The following is a 12,412-nucleotide window of genomic DNA, read 5'->3' as shown; positions in this document are numbered from 1 at the left end:
TGTGCGCTACTTCGAGTAGTACTCGACGATGAGCTGCTCCTGCACGGGAACGTCCATCTGCGTACGTTCCGGAAGAGCGCGAACCTCCACCGCCATCTGCTTCAGGTTCGAACCGAGCCAGTCCGGGATCTCCCGGCCCTCGGCATAGGACGTGTTCTCGATGATCCGCCCGATCTTCTGCGAGCGGCTCTTCACCGTGACGACGTCTCCGGGCTTCACCCGGTACGAGGGGATGTTCACCTTGCGGCCGTTCACCTGAAAGTGACCGTGCGAGACGAGCTGACGCGCCATCGGCCGGTTCATGGCGAAGCCCGCCCGGTACACGACGTTGTCGAGACGCGTCTCGCAGATGCGCAGAAGCTCTTCGCCGGTGATGCCCTTGGATCTAGCAGCCTCCGTGTAGTAGCCCCGGAACTGCTTCTCGAGGATCCCGTAGAAGCGCTTCGCCTTCTGTTTCTCGCGTAGCTGCAGGAGGTACTCGGACTCGCGCACGCGACCGCGGCCGTGCTCGCCGGGAGGCGGGCGCCCCTTCTCGATCGGGCACTTGGGGGACTCGCAGCGGGTTCCCTTGAGGAACAGCTTCGTCTTCTCGCGCCGGCAGAGCCGGCAGACGGGACCTGTATATCTAGCCACTCAGATCACCGCTTTTCAGGGGCGGGCGGGCGGACAAATCAACGTCGAGTGCAAGCATTTAGACGCGCCGCCTCTTGCGGGGGCGGCAGCCGTTGTGGGGCACCGGAGTGACGTCTTTGATGCCGATGATCTCGAGCCCGGAAGCCTGCAGTGAGCGGATCGCGGTCTCGCGGCCCGAGCCGGGGCCCTTCACCTCGACATCGACCCGGCGGACTCCGTGCTCCTGCGCCTTGCGCGAGGCCGCTTCTGCAGCGAGCTGCGCTGCGAACGGGGTCGACTTGCGGGAGCCCTTGAAGCCGACGTTGCCGGCGGACGCCCAGGACAAGACGTTGCCGTCCATGTCACTGATCGAGATGATCGTGTTGTTGAACGTGGACTTGATATGCGCCACGCCGTGGACGACGTTCTTCTTTTCCCTGCGGCGGGTCTTGGTCTTCTTCTTCGGTGATGCCAAGCTAGCTCTTCCCCTCCCTACTTCTTCCCGGTGGCTTTCTTCTTGCCCGCCACCGTCTTCTTCGGCCCCTTGCGGGTACGCGCGTTGGTGTGGGTCCTCTGGCCGTGAACGGGAAGGCCGCGGCGGTGCCGGAGGCCCTGGTAGCTGCCGATCTCGACCTTGCGCTTGATGTGCTGGTTGACCTCGCGCCGGAGGTCGCCCTCGACGCGGTAGTTGGCGCCGATCCACTCGCGGATCCGGATGATCTCGTCGTCGGTCAGGTCACGGACCCGCGTCGCCGGACTCACCCGCGCCGAGATGCACGTCTCCATCGACTTCGTGCGGCCGATCCCGTAGATGTAGGTCAGCGCGACGTCGAGACGCTTCTCCCGGGGGATGTCGACTCCAGCGATACGTGCCATTAAAAGGGACCCTCCCTAACCTTGGCGTTGTTTGTGGCGGGGGTTCGAACAGATGATCATCACGCGCCCATGGCGACGGATCACCTTGCACTTGTCACAGATCTTCTTAACGCTCGGACGCACCTTCATCTTTCCTGCTCCTACTTGTAGCGGTAGACCACACGACCCCTGGTGAGGTCGTAGGGCGACAGCTCGATCAGGACGCGGTCCCCGGGCAGGATCCGGATGTAGTGCATCCGCATCTTTCCGGAGATGTGGGCGAGTACCTGGTGCCCGTTGTCCAACTCGACCTTGAACATGGCGTTCGGAAGCGGCTCGAGGACCGTCCCCTCGACCTGGATCCCCTCTTCCTTGCCGGAAGAGGACATCTTGTCCTTGTTCTTAGCTTTCGCCACGCGCAGTGTCCTATGAGCTAGATCGTCTCGACGAGGCCCGCCCATGAGAAGCGCCCCCTCAGGGGCGCGGCAGAACCTGGGGTCGGGCCGACGGATGAGGATACCAGACGGGGCCTCCTAGAGCGAACCGACCCGACCCGTTTGTGCTGGTCGTGAGCGGCGAAACACCTCATCTAGGCCCCCGCTTGGTGATGACCTCGTGCCCGTCCGGCGTGATCGCCACGGTGTGCTCGAAGTGCGCGGAGAGGGAGCCGTCGGCGGTCACGACGGTCCAGCCGTCGGCCAGCGCCTTGGTCCCCGCGCCGCCGGCGTTCACCATCGGCTCGATGGCGAGAGTCATGCCCGGCGCCAGCACCTCGCGGCGCCCCGGCGGCCCGTAGTTGGGGATCTGCGGGTCCTCGTGCAGCGACCGTCCGACGCCGTGGCCCACGTACTCACGCACTATCGCGAAGCCCGCCTGCTCCGCCGTCTGCTCGACGGCATGCCCCACGTCGCCGAGGCGGGCGCCCGGCCGGCACCGCGAGATCGCCGCATCCAGAGATGCCTCCGTCACCTTCAACAGCTCGGCGGCCCCGGCGGTTACCTCTCCCACGGGAAAGGTCCAGGCGGAGTCGACGTGGAAGCCCTCGAAGTACACGCCTACGTCGATCGAGATGATGTCGCCTTCGTGTAGCACGTGGGGGCCGGGTATCCCGTGCACGATGACCTCATTCGGCGATGAGCAGATCGAGGCGGGGAAACCGCGGTAACCCTTGAACGACGGCGTAGCTCCGGCCGAGGTGATGGTCTCTTCGGCTATCGCGTCCAGCTGCTGCGTCGTGACACCGGGTCGGAGCGCACCCTCCAGTCGCTCGAAGGCAGCAACGAGGATGTCACCGCCTCGCCGCATCGAAGCGATCTCTTCGGGGGACTTCTTGTAGATCACGGCGGCGGCGCTACGTTCAGATCGACGCGACGATCCGCGAGAAGACCTCGTCCGGCGAGCCCTCGCCTTGGATCTCCCTTAGCAGACCCTTGTCGGAGTAATAGTTCTTCAGGGGCTCGGTCTGCTCGTGATAAAGCTTCAGCCGGTTCCGCACCGTCTCTTCCTCGTGGTCGTCTGTTCGTTCCACGACCTCACCCCCGCAGGCGTCGCAGGTCCAGTCGACCTGAGGCGGTGCATCGACGTGATAGTTGCGCCCGCAGTTGGAGCAGGCGCGACGGCCGAGGATGCGCCGCAGCGACACCTCCTCCGGCACCTCCACCACGAGCGCAGCATCCAGAGCGGCGTCGCGGTCCGCCAGCAGGGCGTCCAGCGCCCTCGCCTGCCCGACGTTCCGCGGAAAACCGTCTAGGAGGAACCCGTCCATGCAGTCGGCCGCGGTAAGACGATCGGTGACCACCTCGATGGTCAGGTCATCCGGGACCAGCCGGCCCGCGTCGACATACTCCAGGACCTTGAGACCGAGAGCGGTCTTGCCCTTGATCGCCCAGCGGAAGATCTCGCCCGTCGAGATCGAGGGGATGCCGTACTTCTCCGCGATGAGCGCGCCCTGCGTCCCCTTGCCGGCCCCCTGTGGACCGAAGATCACCAGTCTCATACGTCGCTTCTCTACTTTAGGAAGCCTTCGTAGTGACGCATCATCAGCTGAGACTCGATCTGCTTCATCGTCTCCAACGTCACTCCGACAGTGATCAGAACCGAGGTGCCGCCGAACGGCAACGCCTGCACGTTGTAGACCGCGAGCACGATCGAAGGCAGCAGAGCGATCGCCGCGATGAACAGGGCGCCCGGCAGCGTGATCCGGGTCAGGATCCGGTCGAGGTAGTCCGCCGTCTGGCGGCCGGGCCGGATGCCGGGGACGAAGCCGCCGTACTTCTTCATGTTGTCCGCGACGTCAACGGGATTGAACGAGATCGCCGTGTAGAAGTAGGCGAAGAACACGACCATGGTCCCGTACAGAACCATGTAGGTCAGGCTCGCGGAATTGACCAGGTGAGTCGAGATGAAGTTCTGGATCGTGCGGTTCTGGATCACGTTCTGCAAGAGGCTCGGGATGTACAGGACGCTGGAGGCGAAGATGATCGGGATGATGCCGGCCTGGTTCACCTTCAGCGGGATGTAGGTGGAGCTCCCGCCGTACATGCGCCTTCCGACGACGCGCTTCGCGTACTGAACCGGGATCCTTCTCTGGCCCTGCTCCATGATCACGATCGCGACGATGACGCCGATGCCGATCAGGCACATGCCGAGGAAGAACCCGAGCCCCTTCTGGTCGAGGATCGCCTTGCCTTCGGACGGTAGCGTCGAGATGATCGAGGCGAAGATCAGGATCGACATGCCGTTCCCGATCCCGCGCTGCGTGATCAGCTCGCCCAACCACATGATCAGCGCGGTACCCGCCGTCAGCGAGATGACAACGATCGCGACGCGGCCCGGCGTGAAGTTGGGGATCAGGTCCACCGGCGCGCCCTGCGCGTTCTGGATCTGCCCGCGATGGAACAGGAACGCGAGTCCCGTCGACTGCAGAACCGCCAGGACCACTGTCAGATAGCGCGTCCACTGCGTGATCTTCTTGGTGCCCTGCTCACCCTCCTTCGACCAGGCCTCGAGCTTCGGGATGACCACCGTCAGCAGCTGCATGATGATCGACGACGTGATGTACGGCATGATCCCGAGCGCGAAAACGGCGAGCTGCGTCAAGGCGCCGCCGGAGAACAGGTTGATGAACTGGAAGACGCCGCCCTGCGCGCCGGCAGCGAACTCCTGCGCCTTCTGGACGTCGATGCCGGGCGTAGGAACGTGGGCGCCGAAGCGGTAGATCGCGATGATCAGAAGGGTGAACAGGATCTTCTTACGGAGATCCGGGACCTTGAACGCGTTTACGAACGCGCCCAGGAGATTCACTTCGCCGCCTTGTTCTTGGTCTTCTTACGGGTCGGGATGTCGATCGGCTCGAAGGTCCCGCCGGCACCCTCGATCTTCGAGCGCGCTACGTCGCTGATCGCATGAGCGCGCACGGTGATGGCCTTGGTGATGTCACCGCTGCCGAGGATCTTGATGAACTTGTCTCGCTTATGCACCAGGCCCGCCCCGCGAAGCTCGTCCGGACCCAGCTCCTTCGCGTCGAGGCGGTCGAGCTCGCCCACGTTCACCGCTCCGTAGACGCGCTGGTTTGGAGGCGTGAAGCCCTTTAGCTTCGGTACGCGCCGAGCGAGAGGCATCTGGCCACCTTCGAAGAAGACGTGGACCTCGCCGCGGGCGCGGGTCCCCTTGGTGCCACGACCGGCGGTCTTGCCCTTGCCGGATCCCTCGCCGCGACCGACCCGCTTGCGCCTCTTGTGAGAGCCGGGGGCGGGCTGCAACTCGTGCGGTTTCATCAAATCTCCTCAACTTGGAGTAGGTGTCCCACGGAGCGGATCATCCCTCTGATCTCGGGCTTGTCTTCGTGCACCACCGTGTGGCCGAGGCGCTTTAACCCGAGGGCTCGGATGGTCCCCTGCTGCTTCTTGCCGCGGGAGGTCGCGGATCTGATCTGGGTCAGCTTCAACTTCGCCATATCTTCTCAGCCCCTAGTAGCTAGTTGCTCGCCGCGGCGTGATTGGGGAGCAGGTGGCGCGGCGCTACTTCCTCGGCGGTCTTGCCTCGCCGCTTGGCGACCTGGTCGGCCGTCTGCAGGCCCTTCAACGCCTTCACCGTCGCGTGCACGATGTTGATGGGATTATCCGAGCCGAGTGACTTCGACAGGATGTCGCGGATGCCGGAGCACTCGAGGACAGCGCGCACCGGCCCGCCGGCGATGACTCCCGTACCCGGAGAGGCCGGCTTCAGGAGGACGACGCCTCCCGAGTCCTCGCCGATGATCTCGTGAGGGATCGTCTGCTGGATCAACGGAACCCTAAAGAAGTTCCGCTTCGCCTCCTCGACGCCCTTCTGGATCGCGGCGGGAACCTCGCGAGCTTTCCCGTAGCCGACGCCTACCTGGCCGGCCGCATCACCGACAACGACGAGCGCCGTGAAGGAGAACCTGCGTCCTCCCTTGACGACCTTCGCCACGCGGTTGATCGAAACGACGCGCTCCTCGTACTGCGACCGCTCGTCGTCGCGTCCTCTTCCGGGTCCTCCACCTCGTGCCATCAGCCCAACACCTCTCTGTGATCCATCAGAACTCCAGCCCGCCCTCGCGAGCACCTTCCGCGACCGCCTGCACGCGTCCGTGATAACGGAAACCACCCCGGTCGAACGTCACCCGCGTGATCCCTGCTTCCTTCGCCTTGGCAGCGAGGTCCAGCCCCACGTTCCTCGCCCGCTCCTTGGGAGCGGCCTCGGACGTCGTGGTGGTCGTCGACGAAGCGGCCAGCGTCCGGCCCGCCAGGTCGTCGATCAACTGCGCGTAGATGTGCTTGTTCGAGCGGTAGACCGCCAGCCGCGGCCGCTCGACCGTGCCAGATACCTTCTTCCGCACTCGCCGATGACGCCTGTCGAGCGATCGGAACCTCTCGGACGATCTTGTTGCCATACTAGCCACCCGCCTTTGCGGCCTTGCCGCCCTTGCGACGGATGTGTTCGCCCTCGTAACGGATGCCCTTCGCCTTGTACGGCTCCGGCTTCTTGATCGCGCGGATCTCGGCAGCCGTCTGTCCGACAAGCTCCTTGTCGATCCCACGCACGGTCACGCGCGTCGGAGTTGGCAGGTCGAACTCGATACCGTCCGGAGCCGGCTTCTTCACCGGGTGCGAGAAACCGACGGAGAACTCCAGGTCGCTGCCCTGCTTCGTCGCTCTGTAGCCCACACCGTGGATCTCGAGGCGCTTCTCGTAACCGTCGGTCACCCCCTGAACCATGTTCGCCACGAGGCTTCGAACCAGTCCATGCAACGCCCGAACCTCGCGCGCCTCGCTCTCGCGAGTGACGCGGAGCTCGCCTTCGCCCTGCTCCAGCACCACGCCCTCCGGGAGCGTGCGCTGCAGCTCGCCCTTCGGACCGTTCACCGTCACCGTGCGGCCGACGATGCTGACCGAGACGGTGCCCGGGACCGGGATCGGCGCCTGTCCTACTCGTGACATTTTCTTTACTCCTCTACCAGACGTATGCGAGGACTTCGCCGCCGACCCTCTGGCGACGCGCCTGCTTGTCGGTCATCACACCCTGCGACGTCGAGATGATCGCGACGCCCAGACCGCCCAGCACGCGGGGTAGCTCCTGAGCCCCCCTGTACACGCGCCGCCCCGGCTTCGAGATCCTGCGGATACCGGCGATCGCGCGTTCCCGCTCGGACGAGTAGCGCAGCCTGATCTTGATCATGGGGTGAACGCCCTCCTGGATGACCTCGAGGTCGTCCACGTATCCCTCGTCGAGCAGGATCCTGGCGATGTTCTCCTTGATCTTGGAGGCCGGGATCAGGACATCGTCGTGCATCGCGGTGGACGCATTGCGGATCCTAGAAAGCATGTCGGAGATCGGGTCGGTCATAGTCATCGTCTAATCACCTCTACCAACTCGCCTTCGTGATGCCGGGGATCTCGCCGTTGTGCGCCATCTCGCGGAAGCACAGACGGCACAGGCCGAACCTCTTGTAGACGGCGCGCGGACGCCCGCAGCGTGCGCAGCGCGTGTACTGGCGCACCTTGAACTTCGGCTTTGATTTCGCTTTGTTCATCAATGCTTTTTTAGCCATCTGCTCTCACTCCTAGGACCTGTCGCCCTGCTGCCTGAAGGGGAACCCCAGCGCCGTCAGAAGCGCTCTTCCCTGCTCGTCGTTCGTCGCCGTCGTCACGATCGTGATGTCCATGCCGCGCGTCTGGTCGATGTCGTCGTAGTCGATCTCGGGGAACACCAACTGCTCGGTGAGACCGAAGTTGTAGTTGCCGCGGCCGTCGAACGACCTGGGGTTCAGCCCGCGGAAGTCCCTGATGCGGGGCAGGACGATCGAGGTCAACCGGTCGATGAAGTCCCACATCCGGTCGCCCCTCATCGTCACGCTGGCGCCGACGGGCATCCCCTCGCGGATCTTGAAGGTCGCGATCGACTTCCGCGCCCGGCGAACCGCAGGCTTCTGGCCGGTGATGCTCGTGAGGTCCTTCACCGCCCCGTCCATCAGCTTCGCGTCCTTCGCCGCGTCTCCGACACCCATGTTCACGACGACCTTCTCGGGCTTCGGGACCTGCATCACGTTGGCCACACCGAGATCGTCCTTGAGACGCGGGAGCAGCTCCTGCTGGTAGCGCTCCTTCAACCTGGGCCTGTACGTGCTCGTCGCCATCTAGATCTCCGTTCCACACTTCTTGCAGATGCGGACCTTGCTGCCGCCTTCTTCCATCCGGTAACCCGCTCGAGCCGCACCGTCGGTCGGGCACACAAGCGCCACGTTCGAGATGTCGATCGCCGACTCCTTGTGCTGGATACCGCCCTCTTGGGAGCCTCGGCGAGACATCCGGATCTTCTCGTGCCGCGTGACGGTGTTAACCCCCTCGACGATGACGCGCCGTTTCTTCGGGATGACCTCGAGTACGCGCCCATCGGCGCCCTTGTCCTTACCGCCGATGACACGGACGGTGTCACCCTTCTTGATCATGAGTCCTGGCACCTACAACACCTCCGGAGCGAGCGACACGATCTTCATGAATCGCTTGTCTCGTAGCTCACGCGCAACCGGGCCGAAGATGCGGGTCCCGCGGGGCTGCATCTGTCCGTCCACGATCACCACCGCGTTGTCGTCGAACTTGATGTAGGAGCCGTCGCCGCGGCGACGCTCTTTCGCCGTTCGGACGACCACGGCCTTCACCACGTCCGACTTCTTCACGGCGCCGCCCGGGATCGCGTCCTTCACCGTGCACACGACGAGGTCTCCGACGCCGGCGTAGCGGCGTCTGGACCCGCCCAGCACCTTGATGACCAGGACCTCGCGGGCGCCGGTGTTGTCTGCCACCCTGCACCTTGTCTCCTGCTGGATCATTCAGCTTTTTCCACTATCTCGACGACGCGCCAGCGCTTGGTCTTGGAGAGCGGGCGCGTCTCCGCGATCCGAACCGTGTCCCCCACGTGAGCCTCGTTGCGCTCGTCGTGCGCCTTCAACTTCTTGTGGCGGCGAACGATCTTCTTGTAGGTCGAGTGCGAAGCGGCATCACGGACCTCGACCACCACGGTCTTGTCCATACCGTCAGACACGACGCGGCCGATCTCGCCCTTGCGCTTGCCTCTCGTCTGCTCGATGTCACTCATGCTCATGTCAGTTCCCTGTCTCCGCTCAGCTCCCGCTCGCGCAGGACCGTCTTTATCCGAGCTACGTCTCGTCGCAGCTCGCCCAGACGCTTGTAGTTGTCCAACTGTCCGGTTGCGTTCTGGAAGCGAAGGTTGAAGAGCTCTTCTTTGACCTCACCCAGCCTCGTCTGAAGCTCATCAACCGACAGATCCCGGATCTCCGAGGTCTTCGCCATCACTGCACCTCCAGCGGTTGCTCGCGAGACACGAACCGGCACTTGATCGGAAGCTTGTGGGCGGCGAGACGGATCGCCTCCTTCGCGAGCGGCTCGGGGATGCCCGCGATCTCGAACATGACGCGCCCGGGCTTCACGACCGCGACCCACCCCTCGGGGTTCCCCTTACCGGAACCCTGACGGGTCTCGGCCGGCTTCTTCGTGTACGGCTTGTCGGGGAAGACGTTGATCCATACCTTCCCACCGCGCCGGATGTGACGGGTCATCGCGATACGGGCGGCCTCGATCTGCCGGTTGGTTATCCACCCGGGCTCTACCGCCATCAGGCCGTAGTCGCCGAAGTTGACCGTCGTCCCGCCCTTCGCCTTGCCCCGCATCCGCCCGCGCTGCTGCTTGCGGTGCTTGACCTTCTTCGGCTGAAGCATCAGCTACCACCTGCCTCGGGGACAGTTCCGCCGGGGGCTGTCGCGTCGCGGGTGGGGCTCGGGCGGCTCGTCTCCGCGGGGGTGCTGGCGTCGCCGCCCTCGGTCCGGGCCGTGCCGCGCTCGAGCTCGTCCCCCTGCTTCTTGCCCTTGACGGCAGCGCCGGTCGCGACCGATCCCTTGGCTGCCCCGGCCTCCTTCTGGCCGGGCGAAGGAGAGGAAGCGGCGCCTGCCGTCGACGTGGCACCGGCCTTCGTCGTGCGCGCCTTGCGCGCCCGGTCGTCGGCACCGCGGCCCACGGTCTCGCCCGCAGCCAAAGCTGCCTCACGGCGAAGACGAGCGGAATCGCGGGCGGAGGCGTAGATGTCCTGGAAGGGGCCGCGGTAGATCCACACCTTGACGCCGATACGCCCGAAGGTCGTCTTTGCCTCCGAGAAGCCATAGTCGATGTCGGCCCGCAGCGTGTGCAGCGGCATCTGACCCTCGATGTACCACTCGGTCCGGCTCATCTCCGCGCCACCGAGGCGGCCGGAGCACTGCACGCGGATCCCCTTCGCGCCGTGACGCATGGCAGTCCCGACGGCCTTCTTCATCGCGCGGCGGAACGAGACGCGGCTCGCGAGCTGCTCCGCCACGCCCTGAGCGATCAACTGCGCATCTAGCTCTGGCTGCTTGACCTCGATGATGTTGAGCCGCACGTCGGTGGGTTTGCCGTAGATCTTGGACTCCATCTCTTCGAGCTTGGAGCGCAGGCGCTCGGCCTCGGAACCCCGGCGACCGATCACGATGCCCGGCCGAGCCGTGTGGGCATCGATCCGGACGCGCTCGCGCGTGCGCTCGATGTCGATACGGCTGATGCCCGCGTGTGGCAGCTGACCCAGCAGGTACTCGCGGATACGTAGGTCGGCCTCGAGGTAATCGCGGTACTGCTTCTCGGTGAACCAACGCGACTTCCAGTCGGTGTGGATACCGAGGCGGAAGCCGTAAGGATGAACCTTCTGACCCATCAGCTGTCCCCTTCGGTCTTTTTCTTGGCTTTGGTCGTCTTTCTGGTGGTCTTCTTCCTGGTCGTCTTGGCCGGAGAGGCTTCGGTCGCCTCGCTGGAAGGCTTCGCAGAAGAACGAGCCTCCGGCTTCCCCGCCGTGTCCTTCCGCACCCGCCGAACGGTCTGCTTCGTCGCCGGCCGCTCGGACAACAGAACCTCGTCCGGACGCCCCACCACGACCGAGATGTGACAGGTGCGCTTGCGGATCCTGGTCGCACGACCTTGTGCGCGCGGGCGGAAGCGCTTCAACGTCGGCCCCTCGTCCACCCATGCCCGCGCCACGACCAGCTCGTCACCCGGCAGCCCGCGGTTGTGCTCGGCGTTCGCGATCGCCGACTCCAGGACCTTCCCGACGACGGGCGAGGCGCCCCTCGGGGTGAACTTCAGGACCCGGCGAGCGTCTTCCACGTGACGGCCGCGGATCAGATCGACGACCTGGCGCGCTTTCGTCGGCGACATGCGTATGAACCGCGCGGTGGCGATCGCCTCTTGTGCATCTGCAGCGATACGGCGCGCCATCACTTCGCCCTCGTGGTGCGTTCGGCGGACCCACCATGGGTGCGGAAGGCGCGGGTCGGAGCGAACTCGCCGAGCTTGTGCCCGACCATCGACTCCGTCACGTACACCGGCACGTGCTTGCGCCCGTCGTGCACCGCGATCGTGTGGCCGACCATCTCCGGTGTCACGGTGGAGCGACGCGACCACGTCTTGATGACGCGCTTGTCGTTGCGCTTGTTCATCTCGACGACCTTGATCATCAAGTGGTCGTCGACGAATGGTCCCTTCTTTAAGGATCTAGGCACTACCGACCTCTCTTCTTGGTGCGGCGACGGCGGACGATCATCTGGTCCGACGCCTTCTTCTTGCGGGTGCGCCCCTCCGGCTGCCCCCATGGGGACACCGGGTGACGTCCACCCGACGACTTGCCCTCGCCACCTCCAAGGGGGTGGTCCACCGGGTTCATCGCAACGCCCCGGACCGACGGTCTCTTGTTCTTCCAGCGCGCTCGGCCGGCCTTGCCGACAGATATCAGCTCGGCCTCGGCGTTGCCCACCTCGCCGACGGTGGCGCGGCACTCGATCTGAACCATCCGCATCTCGCCGGATGGCAGACGAAGCGTTGCTCGAGCCCCCTCTTTGGCGATCAGCTGCACGGAAGAGCCAGCCGAGCGCGCCATCTTGCCGCCCGCTCCAGGCTTCAGCTCGACGTTGTGAACCACGGTTCCCACCGGGATGTTCCTGAGAGGCAGAGCGTTGCCGGGACGGATATCCGCGCTGGGGCCAGACTGCACGACGTCGCCGACCTTCACGCGGTTCGGCATGAGGATGTAGCGCTTCTCACCATCCTTGTAGTGCAAGAGAGCGATACGCGCGTTGCGATTCGGGTCGTACTCGACGTGCGCAACCTTCGCGGGAACGCCGTCCTTGTTGCGCTTGAAGTCGATAACGCGGTAGCGGGTCTTGTTGCCGCCGCCTTGGTGGCGCGTCGTTATCCGGCCGTTGTTGTTACGCCCGGCCTTCTTGGGCTTCGGCTCGACGAGCGTCTTCTCGGGCTCGGTGCGCGTGAGCTCCGAGAAGTCGGAGATCGACTGGAACCGTCGCCCTGGTGAGGTCGGCTTCGCTTTACGTATCGCCATGTCTCTGCCC

Annotated in this window: 25 protein-coding genes; all 25 read right to left on the bottom strand. The window is 64.7% G+C overall.

The features are described from left to right. Positions 1-6: 6 nt before the first annotated feature. Positions 7-633 carry a 30S ribosomal protein S4 gene (gene rpsD, locus M3N53_09485; GenBank protein ID MDP9068554.1) on the bottom strand — a complete coding sequence of 209 codons (627 nt, stop codon included), beginning with the start codon at positions 631-633 and terminating at the stop codon, positions 7-9. 58 nt (positions 634-691) lie between these two features. After that, the gene (rpsK, locus tag M3N53_09480) at positions 692-1,087 is read right to left on the bottom strand and encodes a 30S ribosomal protein S11 (GenBank protein ID MDP9068553.1); all 396 of its coding nucleotides are present in this window, start codon (positions 1,085-1,087) and stop codon (positions 692-694) included. Positions 1,088-1,104: 17 nt separating this feature from the next. Beyond that, positions 1,105-1,488 carry a 30S ribosomal protein S13 gene (gene rpsM, locus M3N53_09475; protein ID MDP9068552.1) on the bottom strand — a complete coding sequence of 128 codons (384 nt, stop codon included), beginning with the start codon at positions 1,486-1,488 and terminating at the stop codon, positions 1,105-1,107. 15 nt (positions 1,489-1,503) lie between these two features. Continuing rightward, the gene (rpmJ, locus tag M3N53_09470; protein MDP9068551.1) at positions 1,504-1,617 is read right to left on the bottom strand and encodes a 50S ribosomal protein L36; all 114 of its coding nucleotides are present in this window, start codon (positions 1,615-1,617) and stop codon (positions 1,504-1,506) included. Positions 1,618-1,628: 11 nt separating this feature from the next. Next, positions 1,629-1,856: a translation initiation factor IF-1 gene (infA, locus tag M3N53_09465; protein MDP9068550.1), complete on the bottom strand. Its 228-nt coding sequence runs from the start codon at positions 1,854-1,856 to the stop codon at positions 1,629-1,631. Between the two features lie 196 nt (positions 1,857-2,052). Further along, positions 2,053-2,808 (bottom strand): type I methionyl aminopeptidase, encoded by a 756-nt coding sequence (gene map / locus M3N53_09460; protein ID MDP9068549.1) that lies wholly within the window; start codon positions 2,806-2,808, stop codon positions 2,053-2,055. Positions 2,809-2,824: 16 nt separating this feature from the next. Next, the gene (locus tag M3N53_09455; GenBank protein ID MDP9068548.1) at positions 2,825-3,463 is read right to left on the bottom strand and encodes an adenylate kinase; all 639 of its coding nucleotides are present in this window, start codon (positions 3,461-3,463) and stop codon (positions 2,825-2,827) included. An 11-nt stretch (positions 3,464-3,474) separates the two neighbouring features. Continuing rightward, entirely contained in the window at positions 3,475-4,770 is a 1,296-nt protein-coding gene (gene secY / locus M3N53_09450; GenBank protein MDP9068547.1) for a preprotein translocase subunit SecY, read from the bottom strand. Continuing rightward, a complete protein-coding gene (gene rplO / locus M3N53_09445; GenBank protein MDP9068546.1) occupies positions 4,767-5,243 on the bottom strand; it encodes a 50S ribosomal protein L15 in 477 nt (158 codons plus the stop codon). The genes secY and rplO overlap by 4 nt, the downstream gene beginning before the upstream one ends. Continuing rightward, entirely contained in the window at positions 5,243-5,422 is a 180-nt protein-coding gene (rpmD, locus tag M3N53_09440) for a 50S ribosomal protein L30 (protein MDP9068545.1), read from the bottom strand. Before rpmD ends, rplO begins: the two co-directional genes overlap by 1 nt. A 20-nt stretch (positions 5,423-5,442) precedes the next feature. Further along, complete coding sequence (rpsE, locus tag M3N53_09435; protein ID MDP9068544.1) at positions 5,443-6,000, bottom strand: 30S ribosomal protein S5; 558 nt, start codon at positions 5,998-6,000, stop codon at positions 5,443-5,445. 25 nt (positions 6,001-6,025) lie between these two features. Continuing rightward, positions 6,026-6,382: a 50S ribosomal protein L18 gene (rplR, locus tag M3N53_09430; protein ID MDP9068543.1), complete on the bottom strand. Its 357-nt coding sequence runs from the start codon at positions 6,380-6,382 to the stop codon at positions 6,026-6,028. Position 6,383: 1 nt separating this feature from the next. After that, positions 6,384-6,929 carry a 50S ribosomal protein L6 gene (rplF, locus tag M3N53_09425; protein ID MDP9068542.1) on the bottom strand — a complete coding sequence of 182 codons (546 nt, stop codon included), beginning with the start codon at positions 6,927-6,929 and terminating at the stop codon, positions 6,384-6,386. Between the two features lie 13 nt (positions 6,930-6,942). Continuing rightward, positions 6,943-7,341 carry a 30S ribosomal protein S8 gene (gene rpsH / locus M3N53_09420; protein MDP9068541.1) on the bottom strand — a complete coding sequence of 133 codons (399 nt, stop codon included), beginning with the start codon at positions 7,339-7,341 and terminating at the stop codon, positions 6,943-6,945. A gap of 13 nt (positions 7,342-7,354) precedes the next feature. Beyond that, complete coding sequence (locus M3N53_09415) at positions 7,355-7,540, bottom strand: type Z 30S ribosomal protein S14 (GenBank protein MDP9068540.1); 186 nt, start codon at positions 7,538-7,540, stop codon at positions 7,355-7,357. 12 nt (positions 7,541-7,552) lie between these two features. After that, positions 7,553-8,125 (bottom strand): 50S ribosomal protein L5, encoded by a 573-nt coding sequence (gene rplE / locus M3N53_09410; protein ID MDP9068539.1) that lies wholly within the window; start codon positions 8,123-8,125, stop codon positions 7,553-7,555. Continuing rightward, positions 8,126-8,449 (bottom strand): 50S ribosomal protein L24, encoded by a 324-nt coding sequence (gene rplX / locus M3N53_09405; GenBank protein ID MDP9068538.1) that lies wholly within the window; start codon positions 8,447-8,449, stop codon positions 8,126-8,128. It abuts the gene before it with no gap. Then, positions 8,450-8,818 (bottom strand): 50S ribosomal protein L14, encoded by a 369-nt coding sequence (gene rplN / locus M3N53_09400; protein ID MDP9068537.1) that lies wholly within the window; start codon positions 8,816-8,818, stop codon positions 8,450-8,452. Then, positions 8,815-9,090: a 30S ribosomal protein S17 gene (rpsQ, locus tag M3N53_09395; GenBank protein MDP9068536.1), complete on the bottom strand. Its 276-nt coding sequence runs from the start codon at positions 9,088-9,090 to the stop codon at positions 8,815-8,817. The genes rplN and rpsQ overlap by 4 nt, the downstream gene beginning before the upstream one ends. After that, the gene (rpmC, locus tag M3N53_09390) at positions 9,087-9,299 is read right to left on the bottom strand and encodes a 50S ribosomal protein L29 (protein MDP9068535.1); all 213 of its coding nucleotides are present in this window, start codon (positions 9,297-9,299) and stop codon (positions 9,087-9,089) included. Before rpmC ends, rpsQ begins: the two co-directional genes overlap by 4 nt. After that, on the bottom strand, positions 9,299-9,724 hold the full coding sequence (rplP, locus tag M3N53_09385) for a 50S ribosomal protein L16 (protein MDP9068534.1): 426 nt from the start codon (positions 9,722-9,724) through the stop codon (positions 9,299-9,301). The genes rpmC and rplP overlap by 1 nt, the downstream gene beginning before the upstream one ends. Continuing rightward, positions 9,724-10,728, bottom strand: coding sequence for a 30S ribosomal protein S3 (gene rpsC / locus M3N53_09380; protein ID MDP9068533.1), 1,005 nt, complete (start codon positions 10,726-10,728; stop codon positions 9,724-9,726). The genes rplP and rpsC overlap by 1 nt, the downstream gene beginning before the upstream one ends. Continuing rightward, positions 10,728-11,285: a 50S ribosomal protein L22 gene (gene rplV / locus M3N53_09375; GenBank protein ID MDP9068532.1), complete on the bottom strand. Its 558-nt coding sequence runs from the start codon at positions 11,283-11,285 to the stop codon at positions 10,728-10,730. The genes rpsC and rplV overlap by 1 nt, the downstream gene beginning before the upstream one ends. Further along, a complete protein-coding gene (gene rpsS / locus M3N53_09370) occupies positions 11,285-11,569 on the bottom strand; it encodes a 30S ribosomal protein S19 (protein ID MDP9068531.1) in 285 nt (94 codons plus the stop codon). Before rpsS ends, rplV begins: the two co-directional genes overlap by 1 nt. Then, positions 11,569-12,402: a 50S ribosomal protein L2 gene (gene rplB, locus M3N53_09365; protein MDP9068530.1), complete on the bottom strand. Its 834-nt coding sequence runs from the start codon at positions 12,400-12,402 to the stop codon at positions 11,569-11,571. Before rplB ends, rpsS begins: the two co-directional genes overlap by 1 nt. Positions 12,403-12,412: the final 10 nt, after the last annotated feature.

It is taken from the genome of Actinomycetota bacterium, from assembly GCA_030776625.1.
GTDB lineage: Bacteria > Actinomycetota > CADDZG01 > CADDZG01 > WHSQ01 > MB1-2.
Note: the sequence above shows the minus strand (reverse complement) of the source record. Positions and strands in the feature narration are given on the sequence as shown.

What these genes read in the sequence shown, in the direction of transcription:
- rpsH (MDP9068541.1), bottom strand. Translation starts at nt 7,341, where the DNA reads ATGACTATGACCGACCCGATCTCCGACATGCTTTCTAGGATCCGCAAT.
- rpsE (MDP9068544.1), bottom strand. Translation starts at nt 6,000, where the DNA reads ATGGCACGAGGTGGAGGACCCGGAAGAGGACGCGACGACGAGCGGTCG.
- rplN (MDP9068537.1), bottom strand. Translation starts at nt 8,818, where the DNA reads ATGATCCAGCAGGAGACAAGGTGCAGGGTGGCAGACAACACCGGCGCC.
- rpsC (MDP9068533.1), bottom strand. Translation starts at nt 10,728, where the DNA reads ATGGGTCAGAAGGTTCATCCTTACGGCTTCCGCCTCGGTATCCACACC.
- rplE (MDP9068539.1), bottom strand. Translation starts at nt 8,125, where the DNA reads ATGGCGACGAGCACGTACAGGCCCAGGTTGAAGGAGCGCTACCAGCAG.
- rpmJ (MDP9068551.1), bottom strand. Translation starts at nt 1,617, where the DNA reads ATGAAGGTGCGTCCGAGCGTTAAGAAGATCTGTGACAAGTGCAAGGTG.
- rplB (MDP9068530.1), bottom strand. Translation starts at nt 12,402, where the DNA reads ATGGCGATACGTAAAGCGAAGCCGACCTCACCAGGGCGACGGTTCCAG.
- rpsM (MDP9068552.1), bottom strand. Translation starts at nt 1,488, where the DNA reads ATGGCACGTATCGCTGGAGTCGACATCCCCCGGGAGAAGCGTCTCGAC.
- rplR (MDP9068543.1), bottom strand. Translation starts at nt 6,382, where the DNA reads ATGGCAACAAGATCGTCCGAGAGGTTCCGATCGCTCGACAGGCGTCAT.
- M3N53_09455 (MDP9068548.1), bottom strand. Translation starts at nt 3,463, where the DNA reads ATGAGACTGGTGATCTTCGGTCCACAGGGGGCCGGCAAGGGGACGCAG.
- rpmD (MDP9068545.1), bottom strand. Translation starts at nt 5,422, where the DNA reads ATGGCGAAGTTGAAGCTGACCCAGATCAGATCCGCGACCTCCCGCGGC.
- M3N53_09415 (MDP9068540.1), bottom strand. Translation starts at nt 7,540, where the DNA reads ATGGCTAAAAAAGCATTGATGAACAAAGCGAAATCAAAGCCGAAGTTC.
- rplV (MDP9068532.1), bottom strand. Translation starts at nt 11,285, where the DNA reads ATGGCGCGCCGTATCGCTGCAGATGCACAAGAGGCGATCGCCACCGCG.
- rpsQ (MDP9068536.1), bottom strand. Translation starts at nt 9,090, where the DNA reads ATGAGCATGAGTGACATCGAGCAGACGAGAGGCAAGCGCAAGGGCGAG.
- rplO (MDP9068546.1), bottom strand. Translation starts at nt 5,243, where the DNA reads ATGAAACCGCACGAGTTGCAGCCCGCCCCCGGCTCTCACAAGAGGCGC.
- rplP (MDP9068534.1), bottom strand. Translation starts at nt 9,724, where the DNA reads ATGCTTCAGCCGAAGAAGGTCAAGCACCGCAAGCAGCAGCGCGGGCGG.
- rplF (MDP9068542.1), bottom strand. Translation starts at nt 6,929, where the DNA reads ATGTCACGAGTAGGACAGGCGCCGATCCCGGTCCCGGGCACCGTCTCG.
- infA (MDP9068550.1), bottom strand. Translation starts at nt 1,856, where the DNA reads ATGTCCTCTTCCGGCAAGGAAGAGGGGATCCAGGTCGAGGGGACGGTC.
- rpmC (MDP9068535.1), bottom strand. Translation starts at nt 9,299, where the DNA reads ATGGCGAAGACCTCGGAGATCCGGGATCTGTCGGTTGATGAGCTTCAG.